19 protein-coding genes are annotated in these 19,232 nt (G+C 65.8%); 3 read left to right on the top strand and 16 right to left on the bottom strand.

All coding sequences use genetic code 11. From position 1 onward, the window contains the following. Positions 1-102: 102 nt before the first annotated feature. The 5 genes from BM436_RS11880 to rpsF all read right to left on the bottom strand — a co-directional run bounded on the left by BM436_RS11880 (position 103) and on the right by rpsF (position 3,063). On the bottom strand, positions 103-1,488 hold the full coding sequence (locus BM436_RS11880; protein WP_093555733.1) for a replicative DNA helicase: 1,386 nt from the start codon (positions 1,486-1,488) through the stop codon (positions 103-105). 97 nt (positions 1,489-1,585) lie between these two features. Beyond that, positions 1,586-2,038, bottom strand: a complete 453-nt coding sequence (gene rplI / locus BM436_RS11875; protein WP_093555732.1) for a 50S ribosomal protein L9 — start codon at positions 2,036-2,038, stop codon at positions 1,586-1,588. Between the two features lie 33 nt (positions 2,039-2,071). Beyond that, entirely contained in the window at positions 2,072-2,362 is a 291-nt protein-coding gene (gene rpsR, locus BM436_RS11870; protein ID WP_008450941.1) for a 30S ribosomal protein S18, read from the bottom strand. A gap of 1 nt (position 2,363) precedes the next feature. After that, positions 2,364-2,666 (bottom strand): primosomal replication protein N, encoded by a 303-nt coding sequence (gene priB, locus BM436_RS11865; protein ID WP_093555731.1) that lies wholly within the window; start codon positions 2,664-2,666, stop codon positions 2,364-2,366. A 19-nt stretch (positions 2,667-2,685) separates the two neighbouring features. Beyond that, positions 2,686-3,063: a 30S ribosomal protein S6 gene (gene rpsF / locus BM436_RS11860; RefSeq protein WP_056394461.1), complete on the bottom strand. Its 378-nt coding sequence runs from the start codon at positions 3,061-3,063 to the stop codon at positions 2,686-2,688. A 135-nt stretch (positions 3,064-3,198) separates the two neighbouring features. On the opposite strand from rpsF, the gene BM436_RS11855 reads away from it, so the two are divergent. The 3 genes from BM436_RS11855 to BM436_RS11845 all read left to right on the top strand — a co-directional run bounded on the left by BM436_RS11855 (position 3,199) and on the right by BM436_RS11845 (position 5,552). After that, positions 3,199-4,164 carry an RpnC/YadD family protein gene (locus BM436_RS11855; RefSeq protein ID WP_093555730.1) on the top strand — a complete coding sequence of 322 codons (966 nt, stop codon included), beginning with the start codon at positions 3,199-3,201 and terminating at the stop codon, positions 4,162-4,164. 105 nt (positions 4,165-4,269) lie between these two features. Continuing rightward, positions 4,270-4,914, top strand: a complete 645-nt coding sequence (gene lexA, locus BM436_RS11850; protein ID WP_093555729.1) for a transcriptional repressor LexA — start codon at positions 4,270-4,272, stop codon at positions 4,912-4,914. Between the two features lie 11 nt (positions 4,915-4,925). Continuing rightward, a complete protein-coding gene (locus tag BM436_RS11845) occupies positions 4,926-5,552 on the top strand; it encodes a glutathione S-transferase family protein (protein ID WP_093555728.1) in 627 nt (208 codons plus the stop codon). 7 nt (positions 5,553-5,559) lie between these two features. Here BM436_RS11845 and BM436_RS11840 read toward each other — a convergent pair whose 3' ends face one another. The 11 genes from BM436_RS11840 to BM436_RS11790 form a co-directional block, all read right to left on the bottom strand. Further along, a complete protein-coding gene (locus BM436_RS11840; protein WP_093555727.1) occupies positions 5,560-6,804 on the bottom strand; it encodes a cystathionine gamma-synthase family protein in 1,245 nt (414 codons plus the stop codon). 81 nt (positions 6,805-6,885) lie between these two features. Beyond that, complete coding sequence (gene purF, locus BM436_RS11835) at positions 6,886-8,409, bottom strand: amidophosphoribosyltransferase (protein WP_093555726.1); 1,524 nt, start codon at positions 8,407-8,409, stop codon at positions 6,886-6,888. A 39-nt stretch (positions 8,410-8,448) separates the two neighbouring features. Next, positions 8,449-8,937 carry a CvpA family protein gene (locus BM436_RS11830; RefSeq protein WP_093555847.1) on the bottom strand — a complete coding sequence of 163 codons (489 nt, stop codon included), beginning with the start codon at positions 8,935-8,937 and terminating at the stop codon, positions 8,449-8,451. A gap of 42 nt (positions 8,938-8,979) precedes the next feature. After that, on the bottom strand, positions 8,980-10,083 hold the full coding sequence (locus BM436_RS11825) for an SPOR domain-containing protein (protein ID WP_093555725.1): 1,104 nt from the start codon (positions 10,081-10,083) through the stop codon (positions 8,980-8,982). Positions 10,084-10,116: 33 nt separating this feature from the next. After that, positions 10,117-11,406 (bottom strand): bifunctional tetrahydrofolate synthase/dihydrofolate synthase, encoded by a 1,290-nt coding sequence (folC, locus tag BM436_RS11820; RefSeq protein WP_093555724.1) that lies wholly within the window; start codon positions 11,404-11,406, stop codon positions 10,117-10,119. Positions 11,407-11,489: 83 nt separating this feature from the next. After that, positions 11,490-12,362: an acetyl-CoA carboxylase, carboxyltransferase subunit beta gene (gene accD / locus BM436_RS11815; RefSeq protein WP_093555723.1), complete on the bottom strand. Its 873-nt coding sequence runs from the start codon at positions 12,360-12,362 to the stop codon at positions 11,490-11,492. Positions 12,363-12,471: 109 nt separating this feature from the next. Beyond that, positions 12,472-13,272 (bottom strand): tryptophan synthase subunit alpha, encoded by an 801-nt coding sequence (gene trpA / locus BM436_RS11810; protein ID WP_093555722.1) that lies wholly within the window; start codon positions 13,270-13,272, stop codon positions 12,472-12,474. A gap of 54 nt (positions 13,273-13,326) precedes the next feature. After that, complete coding sequence (gene trpB, locus BM436_RS11805; RefSeq protein WP_093555721.1) at positions 13,327-14,565, bottom strand: tryptophan synthase subunit beta; 1,239 nt, start codon at positions 14,563-14,565, stop codon at positions 13,327-13,329. Between the two features lie 12 nt (positions 14,566-14,577). Continuing rightward, complete coding sequence (locus BM436_RS11800; RefSeq protein WP_093555720.1) at positions 14,578-15,240, bottom strand: phosphoribosylanthranilate isomerase; 663 nt, start codon at positions 15,238-15,240, stop codon at positions 14,578-14,580. Between the two features lie 22 nt (positions 15,241-15,262). Further along, positions 15,263-16,075 (bottom strand): tRNA pseudouridine(38-40) synthase TruA, encoded by an 813-nt coding sequence (gene truA, locus BM436_RS11795; protein WP_093555719.1) that lies wholly within the window; start codon positions 16,073-16,075, stop codon positions 15,263-15,265. Positions 16,076-16,148: 73 nt separating this feature from the next. Next, the gene (locus BM436_RS11790) at positions 16,149-18,905 is read right to left on the bottom strand and encodes a motility hub landmark protein FimV (RefSeq protein WP_229490073.1); all 2,757 of its coding nucleotides are present in this window, start codon (positions 18,903-18,905) and stop codon (positions 16,149-16,151) included. Positions 18,906-19,232 lie beyond the last annotated feature (327 nt).

The following is a 19,232-nucleotide window of genomic DNA, read 5'->3' as shown; positions in this document are numbered from 1 at the left end:
ATCAGTGCTACAGACAGCCGCCACGCGGCAGCCGGTGTGTGATAGCGGGGTGAGGTGCTGCTGGGGTACTGCTGGTATTCTGCTTGCCTGTCGCCGCCGGGCTTAGTCGCCCTGGTAGGTGGACAGTGCGCCGCTGTAATTGCCAAACTTGGTGTACATGCCGCGCCAGGTCAGGCGTATCGCCCCGATCGGGCCGTTACGCTGTTTGCCGATAATGATCTCGGCGGTGCCCTTTTCGGGGGAATCCGGGTTGTAGACCTCGTCGCGGTACAGGAAGATGATGACGTCCGCGTCCTGCTCGATGGCGCCCGATTCGCGCAGGTCGGACATCACCGGGCGCTTGTTGGGGCGCTGCTCCAGCGAGCGGTTCAGCTGAGACAGCGCTATCACCGGGCAATGCAGTTCCTTGGCCAGGCCCTTCAGCGAGCGGGAGATCTCGGAGATCTCGGAGGCGCGGTTGTCGCCGGCCTTGCTGCCCTGCATCAGCTGCAGGTAGTCGACGATGATCAGGCCCAGCTTGCCGCACTGGCGCGACAGGCGGCGCGCGCGGGCCCGCATCTCGATCGGGTTCAGGGCCGGGGTCTCGTCGATGAAGACCTGGGCGTCGTTCATTTTCTGGATCGCCATGGTCAGGCGCGGCCAGTCCTCGTCGATCAGCTTGCCGGTGCGCAGGCGGTGCTGGTCCAGCTCGCCCACCGAGCCGAGCATACGCATGGCCAGCTGGGCGCCGCCCATCTCCATCGAGAAGATCGCCACCGGCAGGCCGGCCTCGATCGCCACGTTCTCGCCGATGTTGACCGAGAACGCGGTCTTGCCCATCGACGGGCGTCCCGCAACGATGACCAGGTCGCCGCCCTGCAGGCCGGAGGTCATGCGGTCGAGGTCGATGAAGCCGGTCGGCACGCCGGTGATCTCGCTCTGGTTGTCGCGGCTGTAGAGCTCGTCGATGCGCTCGACCACCTGGGTCAGCAGCGGCTGCACGGCCAGCCAGCCCTGCGCGCCGCGCGCGCCCTGCTCGGCGATGGCGAAGATCTTCGACTCGGCCTCGTCCAGCATCTGCTTGACCTCCTTGCCCTGCGGGCTGAAAGCGTCGCCGGAGATCTCGTCGGCGACCGTGATCAGCTGGCGCAGGATGCCGCGATCGCGGACGATCTCGGCGTAGCGGCGGATGTTGGCGGCCGATGGCGTGTTTTGCGCCATCGCGTTCAGGTAGGGCAGACCGCCGACCTCGTCCTGCTTGCCCAGCATGGTCAGCGCCTCGAACACGGTGATCACGTCGGCCGGCTTGGAGGAATTGATCAGCCGCACGATCTGCTCGAAGATGATGCGGTGGTCGTAGCGGTAGAAATCGTCCGCGTTCATGAAGTCCGCGATGCGGTCGAACGCGGCATTGTCGCGCAGCAGGCCGCCGATGACGGACTGTTCTGCTTCGATGGAATGCGGCGGGATGCGTAGCGAATCTACCTGCGGATCGGAGGGGGAGTTCATGGCGCGAATTATACCTGCTTTGCCAATAAAAAAGCCGGGCAAGCCCGGCTTTTGGTAGTGTACAACGGTTTTACTTTCGGTGTTATCCGGAAGTAAATTAGGCGGTTTCGCCGACGACGGCGACGGTCACGTCGACCACCACGTCGGTGTGCAGCGCCACGGACACGGCGTGCTCGCCGGTCACTTTCAGCGGGCCGTTAGGCATGCGCACGGCGGCTTTTTCAACAGCGAAACCAGCCTTGGTCAGCGCCTCGGCGATGTCGAAGTTGGTCACGGAGCCGAACAGACGGCCGTCCACGCCGGCTTTTTGCGAAACGGTCACGGTCATGCCGTTCAGTTTCTCGCCTTGGGCTTGGGCCGCGGCCAGTTTGGCGGCGGCGGCTTTTTCCAGTTCGGCGCGCTTGGCTTCGAACTCGGCGACGGCGGCGGTGGTGGCGCGGCGGGCCAGTTTTTGCGGGATCAGGAAGTTACGCGCGTAGCCGTCCTTGACCTTGACCACGTCGCCCAGGTTGCCGACGTTAACAACTTTTTCCAACAGAATGATTTGCATAGTTCTCTCCAGTTTCTAATCTGACGGCGCCAATTAAGCGTGGTGCAGATCGGTGTACGGCAGCAGGGCCAGATAGCGCGCGCGCTTGATTGCGGTGTCAACTTGACGCTGGTAGTGCGCCTTGGTACCGGTCAGGCGTGCTGGCATGATCTTGCCGTTTTCCTGGACGAAATCTTTCAGCGTGTCTACGTCTTTGTAGTCCACTTGCTCAACGTTCGCGGCGGTGAAGCGGCAGAACTTCTTACGCTTGAACAGCGGGTTTTGTTGCTTGCGCTTTTCTTTCAGCTTGAGCTTGTTTTTGTCGAACTTTTTACCGAATGCCATTTTAGGCTCCTGTATCTAATAAACTAAAATCAATGATGTGAAACACCAGGCTTTTGCTATTGCGGCTTTTCTTGGCCAGGAATCCGGTGAACCGGTACACGCCCGACAGGGGCGCCTCGCTGAACCGTTTCGAAATGTCGCCCGCTGCGATCGCGGAGACTTCGAACTCGGCCAGGCGGGCGATGCCGGCCTCCATCTGCTGCGAACTGTGCTGCAAAATCGCATTCACAATCGGCATGCCGGCGGGGGTGTAGCGTACGCTGTCCCGTTCGGTGATGAGGGCGGTGACCTGCAGGTTGTTCAGTGCTATCCCTGGTCAGTACTTAGGCGGCGGCAGCGGCTTGGGCTTCGGCGCGATGGCTCTTGGCCGCGTCTTCACGTTGTACCGATTTCATCATCGGCGAAGGAGCGGTTTCCGCTTTCTTCATTTTCACGGTCAGGTGACGCAGCACGGCATCATTGAATTTGAACGCGGTTTCCAGCTCGACCAGGGTCTCGTTGTCGCATTCGATGTTCATGCAGATGTAGTGTGCTTTAGCCAGTTTCTGGATCGAGTACGCCATTTGACGGCGGCCCCAATCTTCCACGCGGTGCACGTTACCGCCGCGCGAGGTCACGCTGGCTTTGTAACGTTCGATCATCGCGGGCACTTGCTCGCTCTGGTCCGGATGGACGATAAATACGATTTCATAGTGACGCATGAAAACTCCCTTAAGGACTGTGAATATAGCCCACCCCGGCGTCAAGACGAGTGTGGGAAGAGGTAAGCCCGCGACTATAGCACACTTGTTGGTCGACCTCAAGCGGCGCCGAGACCCCGCTGGCATGCTGCTTGGATGGACACCCCCGCCGACGACTACGACACGCCCTGGAAGACCGCCATCATGCGCTACTTCCGGGAATTCATGGCCTTCTGCTTTCCCGCCGCGCATGGCGCGATCGACTGGGCGCGGGAAATCGCCTTCCTCGACCAGGAACTGGCGCAGATCGCGCGCGACGCGCGGCTCGGGCCACGCCGACTGGACAAGCTGGTGCGGGTGTCGGCCCTGGATGGCGGCGCCCGGATGCTCTACATCCACATCGAGGTGCAGCGCAGCCGCGAGCGCGAATTCGCGGAACGCATGTTCACTTACAACTATCGGCTGTACGACCGCTTCCGCTGCCCCATCGCCACCATGGCGGTGCTGGCCGACCCGCATCCAGGCTGGCGCCCCCGGTTCTTCGGATACGAGTCTTTAGGCTGCAGCATGGGCCTGCATTTCCCCGCGGTGAAACTACTCGATTTCAACGGCCGGCTGGATGCCTTGCTCGCCGACGAGAATGCGTTCGCCCTGCTGACCGCCGCCCACCTGGCGACCTTGGACACCCGTCACGCCCCCGCAAAGCGCCAGGCATGGAAAAGCCGGCTGGTGTCACTGATGTACGAGCGCCACTGGGACAAGCAGCGCATCCTGGATTGGTTCGATGTACTAGACTGGATGATGATGCTGCCGGAACAGGAGCAACATCGGTTCGAGACCGAAATTCATGATCTGGAAAGGAGTTATCAGATGCCATGGGAAAACAATCTGGTGCGGCGTGCCCGGCAGGAGGGCCGGGAGGAAGGCAGGGAGCAAGGCCGCGAGGAAGGTCTGCTGCTAGGTCACCGGGAAACGTTGGCGCGGCTGTTACGACTACGGTTTGGAGAATTATCCGAATCGGCAAACCTCCGCGTGGCCAATGCCACGCACGCCGAACTGGCAGACTGGGAAGCCGCCATTTTGCGGGCAAACACGCTGGAAGACGTGTTCAGGGCCAATTAATTCCACAATTTTTCTCGCACGACAACAAAATCCCTTGCGTTGGCGCCCATACTGTACAAAAATACAGTCTGTCTATATCCACAGCTACCATAGCGAAAACGCACCATGATCAAGCTCACCGCACGCCAGGAACAAATCCTTAATCTGATCAAGGATGCCATCGACAACACCGGCTTCCCGCCCACCCGCGCCGAGATCGCCAACGAGCTGGGCTTCAAGTCCGCCAACGCGGCCGAGGAACACCTGCAGGCGCTGGCGCGCAAGGGCGCCATCGAGATCGCGGCCGGCACGTCGCGCGGCATCCGCCTGCTGGGCGCGCACGCCGAATCGAACAAGCCGTCCGCCATGCCACCGCCGACGAACATGATGTCGCTGCCGCTGATCGGCCGCGTCGCCGCCGGCTCGCCCATGCTGGCCCAGGAAAACCTGGAAACCAGCTACAACGTGGATCCCGCCCTGTTTTCCGCCAAGCCGGACTTCCTGCTGAAGGTGCGCGGCGAATCGATGCGCGACATCGGCATCATGGACGGCGACCTGCTGGCCGTGAAGAAGGTGGACAGCGCCAAGAACGGCCAGATCGTCGTGGCCCGCATCGGCAACGAGGTGACGGTCAAGCGCTACAAGAAGACCGGCTCCACCATCGAGTTGTTTCCTGAAAATCCGGATTTCAAGGTGATCACCGTCAATCCGGAGGCGGACGAGTTCGCGCTGGAAGGCCTGGCCGTGGGCCTGCTGCGCAGCTGGCATTGAGAGGCGGCGCCATGGGCGACTTCAAACTCTACGGCAACTGCGAGTCCGGCCACAGCTACAAGGTCAAGCTGGCGATGGAAGTGGCGCGGGTGCCGCATGAATACGAGGAAGTCGACCTGCGCCTGGACCGGGCGGACCGCCCCGAACCGTTCCGCAGCCTGGCCAGGTACGGCGAAGTGCCGCTGCTGGTGCACGACGGCCAGGCCTATGTGCAGTCCAACGCCATCCTGCTGCACCTGGCCGAGCATTTGAAGGCCTACGGCGGCGAGACGCAAGCCCGCCTGGAGCGCGCGCGGGAATGGCTGTTCTGGGAGGCGAACCGCATCGGGTTCTCGATGGCGCACCTGCGCTATGGCCAGAAGTTCGATCCGGCCGCGTACGCGGGCACAGTGCTGCCCTGGTTCCGCAAGCGCTTCGACGCGGACGTGGAGCGGCTGGAGGCGGAACTGGCCGACGGCCGCGCCTTCCTGCTGGACGACCGGGTCAGCGTGGCGGACTTTTCCATCTGCGGCTATATGTACTGGCCCGAGCAGGCCAATGTCCACTATCCCGTCCGCCTGCAGGCGTGGCTGGACCGCATCGCCGCCCTGCCGGGCTGGCGCCATCCCTATCGGATGGAAGGCGCGCAACCCTGGTAGCGATGGTTTAGCAGCCTTCCAGCGCGCAGGCGAAATCGTCCAGCAGGTCGGCCGTGTCTTCGATGCCGACCGACACGCGTATCAGCGACTCGGCGATCCCCATCGACGCGCGGCGTTCCGCGCCCATCTCGAAGAAGATGGTGTGCGCCACCGGAATGATCAGCGTGCGCGTGTCGCCCAGGTTGGACGCCGGCACCGCCAGCTTCAGGCGGTTCAGGAAATCGAAGCAGTCGATCCCGTCCTTCAACTCAAAACTCAGCAGCGAACCATGGCGGCGGAACAGTTCCGACGAGATCGCGTGCTGCGGATGCGACTTCAGGCCCGGATAGTACACGGCGGCCACGCGCTCGTCCGATTCCAGCAGCTCCGCCAGCGCCAGCGCGTTGGCGCAGGTGCGCTCCATGCGCAGCGCCAGGGTTTCCGCGCCCACGGCGATGTGGTGCGCGGCCTCCGGTCCCAGCGAGGCGCCGAAGTCGCGCAAACCCTTGGCGCGGATCTGCGTGATGCCCCATTGCGCGGGCGCGGCCTTCTTGTAGTTCTCGTAGATGTTGGGGAAGCGGGTCCAGTCGTAGGCGCCGGTGTCGGTCAGGCTGCCGCCCAGGGCGTTGCCATGGCCGCCGATCGACTTGGTCAGCGCGTTGACCACCAGGCCCGCGCCCACCGACTTCGGCAGGAACAGGTAGGGCGTGGTCATCGTGTTGTCGACGATGTAGAGGATGCCGCGCTCCTGGCACAGCTGGCCGATGCGCTTCAGGTCGGCCACCTGGGTGCGCGGGTTGGCGATGGTTTCGACGAAGACGATGCGGGTGTCCGGCTTGATGGCGGCGGCCACGTTGGCGACGTCGGTGGCGTCCACGAAATCGACGCTGGCGCCCTGCCCGGCCACGGTCTGCCACAGCGAATTGGTGTTACCGAACAGGAAGGACGACGACACCACGTGGTCGCCCGCGCGCAGCAGGCCCTGGAACACGGCGCCGATGGCGCCCATGCCGGTGGCGAAGCACAGCGTGGCGACGCCCTGTTCCATCTTGTTGACCTTGTCCTCCAGCGCGGAGACCGTCGGGTTGCCCTGGCGGCCGTAGCGGAAGCCCGGCTCCTTGCCCTGGAACACCGAGGCCAGCTGGCGCGCGTCGGCGTAGCCGAAGGCCACCGAGGTGTGGATGGGCTTGTGCAGCGACCCGTGCTCGATGCCCTTCTGGCGGTCGTTGTGCAGGATGGTGGTGGTGAAACCGTAATTTTTCTTTTCTGTCATGGCCTTTGAGAACCAGAGGCAGAACCCGGGGTCAGACCCCGCGGGTCTGACCCCGGCCCTTCGCTTTGGGTTTGGAACGACTCAGCCTTCGGTGGTCGCCGCGTTCAGGTTCAGCTGAGTCCGCGCGGTGTCTTCCGCGACGGGCTTCTTGGGGTTGTGGCGGGCGTGCTCCAGCTTGTCCAGGTAGTCCGGCGACACGTCGCCCGTGATGTAGATGCCGTCGAAGCAGGAGGCCTCGAACTCGGTCAGCGCCGGGTTCACGTCGGAGATGGATTTCTTCAGCGCGTCGATGTCCTGGTACACCAGGTAGTCGGCGGTGATTTCCTTGCACACTTCCTCGGTGGTGCGGCCGTAGGCGATCAGCTCGTCGCGCGTCGGCATGTCGATGCCGTACACGTTCGGGTAGATCACCGGCGGCGCGGCGGAGGCGAAGATCACCTTCTTGGCGCCGGAGTCGCGCGCCATCTGCACGATTTCGCGCGAGGTGGTGCCGCGCACGATGGAGTCGTCCACCAGCAGCACGTTCTTGCCCTTGAACTCGTGCGGGATGGCGTTCAGCTTCTGGCGCACGGACTTCTTGCGCGCGGCCTGGCCCGGCATGATGAAGGTGCGGCCGATGTAGCGGTTCTTGATGAAGCCTTCACGGTATTCCACGCCCAGGCGCAGCGCCAGCTGGATGGCGGCGGGACGGGACGAGTCGGGAATCGGCATCACGACGTCGATCTCGCCTTCGGGGATCTCGCGCTTGATCTTGTCGGCCAGGTACTCGCCCATTTTCAGGCGGGTGGCGTAGACCGAGGCGCCGTCGATCACGGAGTCCGGACGGGCCAGGTAGACGAACTCGAACACGCAAGGGTTCAGTTTCGGATTGTCGGCGCACTGGCGCGAATGCAGCTGCTTGTCGGCGTCGATGAAGATGGCCTCGCCCGGCGCGACGTCGCGCACGAAGCGGAAACCCATGCCTTCCAGCGCCACGGATTCGGAGGCGATCAGGTATTCGTTGCCCTGTTCGGTCTCGTTGATACCCAGGCACAGCGGACGGATGCCGTTCGGGTCGCGGAAGGCCAGCAGGCCGACGCCGGCGATCTGCGCGACGGCGGCGTAGCCGCCCTTGACGCGGCGGTGCAGCACGGTGACGGCCTTGAAGATCGCGTCCGGGTCCAGCATCAGGCCGGTGGTGGCGGTCTGGATCTCGTGCGCCAGCACGTTCAGCAGCACTTCCGAGTCGGAGTCGGTGTTGATGTGGCGGCGGTCGTTCAGGAACATGTCCTGCTTCAGCTGTTCCCAGTTGGTCAGGTTGCCGTTGTGCGCCAGCGTGATGCCGAACGGCGCGTTGACGTAGAACGGCTGCGCTTCCTCTTCGCTCGACGAACCGGCGGTCGGGTAGCGGCAGTGGCCGATGCCCGAGTTGCCCTGCAGCGAACGCATGTTGCGGGTCCGGAAGACGTCGCGCACCAGGCCGTTGGCCTTGTGCATGGAGAACATGCTGCTGTGATTGGTTGCGATGCCCGCCGCGTCCTGGCCGCGGTGCTGCAACAGCAACAGCGCGTCATACAGAATTTGGTTGACCGGTTGATGGGAAACGACGCCGACGATGCCACACATGGTAGTGCTCCTGGACTGGTACTACAGATTTAACGAATTCTAAAATTGCACATGCCGGGCAAAGGCCACCGGCAGGTAAGGTTTCACGGTGCGCACCCCGGTCTCCGCGTACGGGCTCAGCAGCGCGTTCTTCCAGAAATCCTGTTGCGGGATGGACGTCATCCCGCACAATATGACGGCGGCCAGCACAATCACAAGCCCGCGGCCCAGGCCGAACAGGCTGCCCAGGCCGCGGTCGGCCAGGCTCAGCCCGCCCGCCTTGACCAGGGCGTCGACCAGCATGCCCAACAATCCCATCAGCAAGCGCGCGCCGATGAACAGCGCGATGAAGGCCAATATCAGCCGCACCACCTCGCCGGGGACCATGTCCGGCAGCAGCGCGGCCAGTTGGGCGCCGTAGGCGTTGGCCACCACGAAGGCCACGATCCAGCTCGCCAGCGACAGCATTTCCTTGACCAGCCCGCGCAGCGTGCTGACGATGGCCGAAGCCGCCAGCACGAAGATCACCAGGTAGTCGAAGATGGTCAGCTCAGCGAAGATGGTCACGTCAGCCCTGCGTGCGGATCGGAATCAGGAAGTCGCCAGGCTGCTGCTCAGGCCGATCTTGCCCAGCTTGGCGCGCACCTTCTCGGCCTCTTCCTTGTTGGCGAACGGGCCGACGCGGATACGGGTCAGCGCGCCATTGGCGGTCGTCACTTTCTGGGTGAAGGACTGGATGCCGGCTTCCTTCAGTTTTCCTTGTAATTCATCCACTTTTTCCTGCGAGGTCACGGCGGCCACCTGCACCATGTAGCGGGTGTCGGACGGCTTGTCCTCCAGGATGGCCATGGCGCGGGCCGCGTCCACCGCCTTGACGGGCTTGGTCTCGGGCTCGGGCTTTTTGGCTTCCGCGTGCGGTTCGGTCTTCCTGGCCTCGAGTTTGGCTTCCTTGGCTTCCTTCGCCTCCTTGGCGAGCTTGGCCAGCCTGGCCTCCGCCGCCTTGGCCTCGGCGGCCTTGACCTCGGCCGCCCTGGTCTCGGCCAACTTCGCGGCTTCCCGCGCGGCGTCCTTGCCCGCGTCCTTGACAGGTTCCTTGGGCTTGGGCGGCTCGTGCAGCTTGAGCTCGGCCACATGCGGCGCGGCGGTCACGGCGGGCTTTTTCTCCGTCACGGCGGGCGCGGCCGGGTGGATGTCGAGGGGTGCGGGCTTGGTTGCGGGCGCCGCGGCCAGCGCGGGGGCGGCGGCAGGCGCGGGTGCCCCCGGCTTGGCGGGCGGCGCGTCCTTGACGATTTCCTCGCTCTTGTCGAGCGCCTCGTCGGCCGCGACGCGCGACTCGGGCGCGCGGGCCTCGGGCGCCGGCTCGGCGGGTTTTTCCTTGGACGGGATCTGGATCGCGATGTCGGACGCCAGCGGCTTGGGCTCGGAGTCCAGCAGCATCGGCAGGCCGACGGCCACCGTCAGCGCCAGCGCGATGGCGCCGACCAGGCGGCGCCGGGCGCGCTTCTTTTCGGGTAACACGGGATCGTCCGACTCGCGGCCGGAGCGCGTGCGGCGGGCGGCAACGCCTTCCGCGCTGGAAGCGCGCTTGGACCTGGCCCGCTCCAGCGTGGCGCCGTCATCCGCCTTGCTGTAATAGCCGCTGTCCTGGCCAGCGCCCTCCTGCTTGTTTTTTTGGAATATCGAGAACAAGCCCATGCGTATATCGGTCGAGAGATTGAGTGAATGCGGTCAGTGAAGCGCGGATTTTCGCGCCGCCATCACGCCGGCGACGGTCAGGAAAGATCCAAAGACCACAATTCTATCATTCTCGCCGGCCCGGCTCATCGCATTTGCAAAAGCTTCGGCCGGATCTTCGAATATGTTGACGGTGCGTTCGGGCCGGTCTTCCTGGATCAGCTGCACCTTGGCGGCCAGCTCCGAGGCCGTGGCGGCGCGCGGCGACGGCAGCGCCGTCAGGCACCAGTGGTCGACATGCTCGGACATGGCCTTGATGACGCCGTCGATGTCCTTGTCGCGCATGGAACCGAACACGGCGAAGGTGTACGGGTGGTAGCCCATGTTGCCCAGGTTCTGGTTCAACGCCGAGGCCGCGTGCGGATTGTGCGCCACGTCCAGGATCACGGTCGGGCGGCCCGGCAGGACCTGGAAGCGGCCCGGCAGTTCCACCGTCACCAGGCCGGTGCGCACTTCCTGCGCGCCGACCGGCAGTTCGATCTTCAAGGCCTCCAGCGCGGCCAGCACGGCCGAGGCGTTCAGCAGCTGGTTCGCGCCGCGCAGGCTGGGGTAGGCCAGCGAATTGCGGCGCTGGCCGCGGCCGCCGTAATTCCATTGCTGCTTGTCGCCGGAATAGTTGAAGTCGCGGCCCATCAGCCACAGGTCCGCGCCGATGGACTCGGCGTGGTCGATCAACGCCTTGGGCGGCACCGGGTCGCTGCAGATGGCCGGTTTGCCCGTGCGGAAGATGCCGGCCTTCTCGAAGCCGATCTGCTCGCGGGTGCCGCCCAGGTAGTCGGTGTGGTCGATGTCGACGCTGGTGACGATGGAGACGTCGGCGTCGATCACGTTGACCGCGTCCAGGCGGCCGCCCAGGCCCACTTCCAGGATCGCCACGTCCAGCCCGGCGTTGGCCATCAGGTGCATGATGGCCAGGGTGGTGAACTCGAAATAGGTCAGCATGGTGTCGCCGCGCGCGGCCTCCACCACGTTGAAGCTGGCCACCAGGGCCGCGTCGCTGGCCAGGTCGCCGTTGACGCGGGCGCGCTCGTTAAAGTCCAGGAAGTGCGGCTTGATGTACAGGCCGACCTTGTAGCCGGCGCGCAGCAGGATCGATTCCAGCATGGCGCAGGTGGAGCCCTTGCCGTTGGTGCCCGCCACCATGATGACCGGGCAGGCGAAAGCCAGCGCCATGCGTTCCTTGACGGCGCGCACGCGGTCCAGGCCCATGTTGATTTCGGTGACGGCGTGGCGCGACTCGATCAGCGCGAGCCAGTCCGGCAAGGTGGTGGGGAGTGTAGACATAGGCGGGACTTCCAGGCGGGAGCGCCGCGCGGCCCGGGGGCGCGCGGCGCGGTGAGACGATTAGCTTCTTGCGACGTTCAAGCTCAGGCCAGCACTTCGGCGGCCTGGTTTTGCAGCAGGGCCAGCAGGCGGGCGATTTCCTCGCGCATCTTGCGACGGTCGACGATCATGTCGACGGCGCCCTTCTGCACCAGGAACTCGGCGCGCTGGAAGCCTTCCGGCAGCTTCTCGCGCACGGTGTTCTCGATCACGCGCGGGCCGGCGAAGCCGATCAGCGCCTTCGGCTCGGCGATCACCACGTCGCCCATGAAGGCGAACGAGGCGGACACGCCGCCCATGGTCGGGTCGGTCAGCACGCTGATGAAGGGCAGCTTCTTCTCCGACAGCTTGGTCAGCATGGCGGTGGTCTTGGCCATCTGCATCAGCGACAGCAGGCCTTCCTGCATGCGGGCGCCGCCGGTGGCGGTGATGCAGATGAACGGCACCTTCTGTTCCAGCGCGACCTGCGCGCCGCGGGCGAAGCGCTCGCCCACCACGGAACCCATGGAGCCGCCCATGAACTCGAATTCGAAGCAGGCCACCACCACCGGCAGGCTCATGATGGCGCCGCCCATGACGATCAGCGCGTCGGTCTCGCCGGTGGCGTCCATCGCCTGTTTCAGGCGGTCCGGGTATTTCTTGCTGTCCTTGAACTTCAGCGTGTCGACCGGCAGGGTTTCCTGGCCGATCTCATAGCGGCCGCCGGCGTCCAGCAGGCCGTCCAGGCGCTCGCGCGCGCGGATGCGCATGTGGTGGTCGCACTTGGGGCAAACGTGCAGGTTCGATTCCAGATCGGTACGGTATAAAACAGCCTCGCACGAAGGGCATTTGACCCACAGGCCCTCCGGCATGGTCTTGCGCGCGGCGGCATCGGAACGCTGGATGCGCGGTGGCAGCAGTTTTTCCAACCAACTCATAAAATTCTCCTTGCACTAATTCAGTGGCGGAAGTGTAGTCGTTTTTGCTTGCCATGTCGAACATGGCAAGCTGTCAACTTATAGCACGACCGGCTTATTTACCCGCTCTTTACTTGCCGTCCAGGGCGGCGCGGATGCCCGTCACGAAGGCCTGCACGGCGGCCACGGCGCCCTCTTTCGGCGAGTTTTCGATCTCCTGGATGATGCGGCTGCCGATGACGACCGCGTCCGCCACCTCGGCCACCTTCTTGGCCGTGGCCGCGTCGCGGATGCCGAAACCGACGCCGATCGGCAGCTTGACGTGCTTGCGGATGGCCGTCAGGCGCTCGGCCACCTCGACGGTGTCGATGTTGCCGGCGCCGGTCACGCCCTTCAGCGAGACGTAGTAGCTGAAGCCGCCGCCCACCTTGGCCACCTGGGCGATGCGCTGCTCGGTGGAGGTCGGGGCCAGCAGGAAGATCAGGTCCAGTTCGGCCGCGCGCATCTTGGCGGCGAACTCCTCGCACTCCTCCGGCGGGTAGTCGACGACGATGGCGCCGTCCGCGCCGGCTTCCTTGGAATTGGCGATGAAGGCGTCCCAGCCCATGCGTTCGATGGGGTTGGCGTAGCCCATCAGCACGACCGGGGTGCTCTGGTTGGTCTTGCGGAACTCGCGCACGTAGCCGAACACGTCGCGCATGGTCACGCCCAGCGCCAGCGCGCGTTCGCAGGCGCGCTGGATCACGGGGCCCTCGGCCATGGGGTCGGAGAACGGCACGCCGAGTTCGATGACGTCGACGCCGCCGGCCACCATGGCGTGCATCAGCGGCACGGTCAGTTCGGGCGCGGGGTCGCCGCCGGTGATGAAGGTGACCAAGGCGGTCTTGTTTTGTTGCTTGAGGGCGGCAAAAGTCGGGGCAATACGGGACATGTCTATTTCCTTATATGAGTGGGGATCGCGCGGCTGAATGGTGGGCCTGACGGCTCAACCGAATTTCAGCCCCATGCGCTCCGCCACCGTGTGCATGTCCTTGTCGCCGCGGCCCGACAGGTTGGCCAGGATGATCTTGTCCTTCGGCAGCGTGGCCGCCAGCTTCGCGGCGTAGGCCAGCGCGTGCGACGATTCCAGCGCGGGAATGATGCCCTCGATGTGGCAGCAGTCGTGGAAGGCCTGCAGCGCCTCGTCGTCGGTGATCGACACGTATTGCGCGCGGCCGATGTCCTTCAGGTAGGAGTGCTCCGGACCCACGCCCGGATAGTCCAGGCCGGCCGAGACCGAATGGGTCTCGATGATCTGGCCGTTCTCGTCCTGCAGCAGGTAGGTGCGGTTGCCATGCAGGACGCCCGGGTAGCCCTTGGTCAGCGAGGCCGCGTGCTTGCCGGTGTCCAGGCCCTCGCCCGCCGCCTCCACGCCGATCAGCTGCACCTGTTTCTGGTCGATGTAGGGGTAGAAGATGCCCATGGCGTTGGAGCCGCCACCGATGCAGGCCAGCACGTAGTCCGGCTGGCGCCCCGCCATCTCCGGCATCTGCACCAGGCATTCCTCGCCGATCACGGACTGGAAGTCGCGCACCAGCATCGGATACGGGTGCGGGCCGGCCACGGTGCCGATGATGTAGAAGGTGTTTTCGATGTTGGTGACCCAGTCGCGCATGGCCTCGTTGAGCGCGTCCTTCAGGGTCTTGGAGCCGGATTCCACCGGCACCACGGTCGCGCCCAACAGCTTCATACGATACACGTTCTGCGCCTGGCGCTTGACGTCCTCGCTGCCCATGTAGACCACGCACTCCAGGCCGAAACGGGCGCAGATGGTGGCGGTGGCGACGCCGTGCTGGCCGGCGCCGGTCTCGGCGATGATGCGCGGCTTGCCCATGCGCTTGGCCAGCAGGGCCTGGCCGATCACGTTGTTGATCTTGTGGGCGCCGGTGTGGTTCAGGTCTTCGCGCTTGAAATAGATCTGCGCGCCGCCGGCCTGCTCGGACCAGCGCTTGGCGTGGTAGATCGGCGACGGGCGGCCGACGAAGTGTTTCAGCTCGTAGCGGAACTCCTCGAGGAAGATCGGGTCCTTGCTGTAGTGGGCGTAGGCCGCTTTCAGTTCGTCCAGCGCGAAGGTCAGCGTTTCGGCGGCGAAGGAGCCGCCGTAGGGGCCGAAGTGGCCGGTGGTGTCGGGCAGGGCGTAATCGGTGGCGTGGAACAATGCGCTAGCGTTGGAGGGTGCGTGCATGATGGATGTCTTTCACAGTATGGCGTCAGCTTCACGGACCGCGCGCACGAAGGCGGCGATCCTGTCGGGATCCTTGATGCCCTTGGACGCTTCGACACCACTGCTGATGTCAACCGCGTACGGGCGTACCTGCGCCACCGCGCCAGTCGCGTTGTGTACGCTCAAGCCACCACTCAAAACGGCCCGAGGCGCGAGATCTTTTGGGATGAGAGACCAATCGAATACCTTTCCTGCGCCGCCGTACGCATCCACCCAGGTATCGAACAGGAGGCCCGAATAGAGGGGGCTGGAGGCACGGCATATCCGGTCGTATTCTAGCAGTTCGTCCGGCGTGGTGTCAGGTTTGACGCGAAATGCCCGCACATAGCGGGTATTCGCCGCATGGGCGGCCGCCGCGCACTGCTCCGCGGTTTCGTCGCCGTGGAACTGCAGCAGCGTCACGCGCGACACGCGCACGGTCTCGGCCACCTCCTCCGGCGCGGCGTTGACGAACAGGCCGGTGGCGGTGATGAAGGGCGGCATGCTCTCGATCAGCTTGGCGGCCTGTTCGGGCGTCACGTGGCGCGGGCTTTTCGGGTAGAACACGAAGCCGATCGCGTCGGCGCCGGCGGCGGCCACGGCGGCCACGTCCTCGGGCCGGGTCAGGCCGCAGATCTTGATACGGGTGCGATGCATAGCTATTCCTTGAAAACCAGCCTTAGAACCAGGGCAAGGCACGCGCGCCCTCGCGCGGCAGGCCCCACTTGGCGTCGTATTCGATGTCGGCCAGGTACAGGCCGTCCGGCATGAAGGTGGGCGCGGCCAGCGAGCGGTTTTTCGACACCAGCAGTTGGCCCAGCCATTCAGGCTCCTGCCGGCCCGAGCCGATGTACACCAGCGCGCCCACCAGGTTGCGCACCATGTGATGCAGGAAGGCGCTGGCGCGCAGGGTGAACACGATGAGCTCGCCGTGGCGCTCGACGCCGATTTCATGCATCAGCTTGACCGGCGTCTTGGCCTGGCAGGAGGCGGCGCGGAAGGCGGAGAAATCGTGCTCGCCGATCAGCGCGGGCACGGCGGCGCGCATGCGCTCGACGTCCAGCGGCCGGTGGCAGAAGCCGGCGCGGCCCGCCAGCAGCGGCGAGCGGATGGCGTTGTTGTAGAGCAGGTAGTGGTAGGTGCGCGAGCGCGCGCTGAAGCGGGCGTGGAATTCACGCCCGTCGTGGAAGCCGCCGTCCACCTCGTGCAATTCCTTGGCCCAGCGCACGCCGATCGACGGCGGCAGGAAGGCGTTGATGCCGCGCACCCAGCCGTGGATTTCCCGCGTGAGGTCGGTGTCGAAATGGACCACCTGGCCCAGGCCGTGCACGCCGGCGTCGGTGCGGCCGGCGCAGGTGGTGGCCAGGGGCACGGTGGCGAAGCGCAGCATGGCCGCCTCGAGCTGGTCCTGCACCGTGTGGCCGCCCGGCTGGGTCTGATAACCCTGCCAAGCCTGGCCGTCGTACTGGATTCCTAATGCGATCCGTTTCAATTGCTGCCCTACCGGTAATATTGGATCAGCGCATTATACCCGCCGTCCCCGCCCCGGCAGCGGGCCGGCGGGCTCAGCCCAGCTGGGTGCGCATGGCGCTGGCGCGGGCGATCTGGTCGTCGCTGCCGCCGCGGATGACCTCGTCCAGCAGTTCGCGCGCGCCCTCCTTGTCGCCGATCTCCTGGTAGGCCACCGCCAGGTCCAGTTTGGTGTCCATTTCCATGTGCAGCGCCGACATCTCGTCGTCGCCGCCGGCCGGCACGGCCATCGGCGTGTTGCCGATCAGGTCCAGGTCGATGCCGGACAGGTCGAACTCGGCGGGCGAAGGCGGCGCGGTCGGCGCGGAGGTGCCGGCCAGCTCGGGGAAGTCGGGGATGTCGAAGTCGGCGGCGGACAGCGCCGGCTCGGCCGCCGGGGCGGCCGGGGCCGCGGTGGTTTCGGGCAGGTTGAAGTCCATCATGTCCAGCTCGGCCAGCGGGTCGGACGCCGGCGCGCGCTCGGGCTCGCCGGACGGCGCGGACGACGGCAGGTCCAGGCCGAAGTCCATGCTGAAGTCCTCGGCCGACAATGGGGCCAACGCGGGCGCCTGGTCCGGCGCGTCGGTCGGCGCCGGGGTGGCGGCGGCCGGCGGCGGCTCCATGTCGAAGGCCAGGTCGAACGGCTCGGACGCGGGCAGGTCCACGGCCGGCGCGGTGGTCGGCGCCTCGGTCGGGGACGCCGTGGGGTCCATGCTCAGGCCGCCCAGGTCGAAGTCCAGGAAGTGCTCGGCGTCGGCGGCGGCCATCGCGGCCGGGCTCGGAACGGCGCTGCGGTCGGCCGTGTCGGCCTTGTCGAGGTCGAAGTCGGGCAGCGCGGTGGGGTCGTCCAGCGCGAAGTCCATGCCGTTGTCGTGCGCGCCGGCGGCGGCCGGGGCCGGCGTGGGCGCGGCGTCGTGGCTGAGGTCCAGGTCCAGGCCGCTGAAGTCGTGCGCCTCGGCGGCCGGCGCCGCGGTCGGCGCGGGGGCGGGCTCGTCGGCGAACATGCTGGCGAAGTCGTCCGCCGTGACGGGCGCCTCGGTGGCCGCCATGGTCGGCGCGGCGGTGGCCGCGTCCTGGCCGCCGGCGGCCGCGTACATGGGGTTCAAGGGGTCGATGGCCAGGCCCAGCAGCGCGGCCTGCGCCCACTCGTCGCCCTGCCCCTTGGTCATCGAATACAGCTCGCTGGCCTGGGCCTCGAAGGAGCGCGCGTCCTTGCGGTTGGCGAAGATCTCCAGCAGCTTCAGGCGCACCGGATGGCGCTCGGGGTGCGTGCGCAGCGCCTCCTTCAGGATTTCCTCGGCCTGGGCGTCGCGGCCATAGGCGATGTAGACGTCGGCCTCGGCCACCGGATCGACCTCGTTGGTGTCGAGCTGGCTGGCGGACGGCGCGAAGTTGGAATTGAAGACGCTGTTGTTGGTGTCCACGCTCTGGCCGCCGGTCTCGGCGATCAGCGGCTGCGCCAGCGGGCCGGGGTCGCCCAGCACGCTGACCTCCGGCTTGGCCACCACCTTGACCTGCTGCTTGCGGCGGCGCGCCAACAGCAGCGCGGCGCCGCCCAGCACGGCCACCAGCGCCAGGCCGATCGCCTGGATATTGTCCAGCAGCGCGTCCAGCAGGGTCGGCTCGGGCATGGGCGGCGGCGCCAGCGGCTTGGGCGCGGGCGCGGCGGGCGCGGGCGCCGTCGCCACCGGGGCGGCCGGCGTCGCGGCGGCGTCCGGCGCGGCGGCGGCCTTCTGCTTGTCCGCCATGGTCTTGTTCTTCACGGCCATCAGCTTTTCCAGCTCGCTGACGTTCTTTTCCAGTTCCTTGACGCGGGCGTTGGCCTCGGCGATCTGCTTCTCGCGGGCGATCCTGTCCTCGTCGCCGGCGGCGGCGGACTTGCCGGCGGCGCCGGCGCCGGTGGCCTTGGACAGTTTCAGCTGATCCTTGCTTTCATTGACCGCCGTGGGGCGCTCCTCCACCTTGGCGGTGATCTTGCCGGCCGCGCTCTGGCTGGTTTCCGGCGCCTTGGCGGGCGTGCTGGACGACACCTGGCCGGCCAGCTTGTTGCGGTAGGCGTTGAAGTCGGCCGCGTGCGCGACCACCATGCCGCGCGCGTCGCCGTCGCCGGCGCCGCCCTTGATGGCGTCCGAATCGGGGACCGCCAGGATCTGGCCCGACTTCAGGCGGTTCATATTGTTGCCGATGAAGGCTTCCGGATTGGCGCGGTACAGCGCCACCAGCATCATGTCCAGCGACACGTCGGCCGGCTTGAGCTGGGCGGCGATGCGGCCCAGCGTGTCGCCCGGCTTGACGCGGTATTCCTTGGCGCCGTCGGCGCTCTCGCGCGGCGCGCGCGCGGGCCGCGGTTCGCGCGCCGGCGCGGGCGCGGCGGCGGCAGGGGCCGCGGCGGGCGCGCCGGCCGAGGCCGAGCGCGACGGCACGTCGACCGGCGCGGCCACTTGCGCCGACTGGGTGCCGCGCATCTCGGCCGGATCCAGCAGGAAGGTGTATTCGCGCACCAGGCGGCCGCCGGTCCAGCTCAGTTCGAGCAGCATGTCCACGAAGGGCTCGTTGACGGGCTGGGCGGACGAGACCTTGATGTACTGGCGGCCGTTGCGCTGGTCCACCTCGAAGCGCAGCGACAGCAGCGCGGGATTGAAGTCGATGTTGGCGAGGCGGAAGGCGTCGGCCGGGGCCAGCTTGGCCACCAGGTCGGACGCCTCGCCGGGCGCCACCGAGGTCAGTTCGATCTCGGCGCGCAGCGGCTGGCCCAGCGAAGACAGCACCGTCAGCTTGCCCAGACCTGCTGCGTTGGCGGCGGGAGACAGCAATACAGCGCATGCGACCGCGCTGCCAAGTGTTTTCAACGCAAACGTGATGGAGGCGGGGCGGTGGCTTACAGGCATAGTGTGGGGGGCGTATAGTTATGAAAGAGGAAAAAGTTGCTTTCCCAGATATCCCAACATATCACCATGCATAAGAGCATGCAAGCTTTGCGGTGGCTTCTGTCACCTCCGCGCTGAATTCGGAATCCGATAGGCGGAAAAAAGGGCGATTCCCCTATGAGATCGCCCTTTAGAACCCAACGGCGTGAAACCGGGGACAGACCCCATCTCGGACGGCCCCGGCGAAAGCCCGCGGCGTTGGAATGGGGTCTG

Origin of the sequence: Pseudoduganella namucuonensis, from assembly GCF_900116645.1 — a bacterium.
Lineage (GTDB): Bacteria > Pseudomonadota > Gammaproteobacteria > Burkholderiales > Burkholderiaceae_D > Rugamonas > Rugamonas namucuonensis.
The sequence above is the reverse complement of the archived record's forward strand: the minus strand, read 5'-3'. Positions and strand labels throughout refer to the sequence as shown.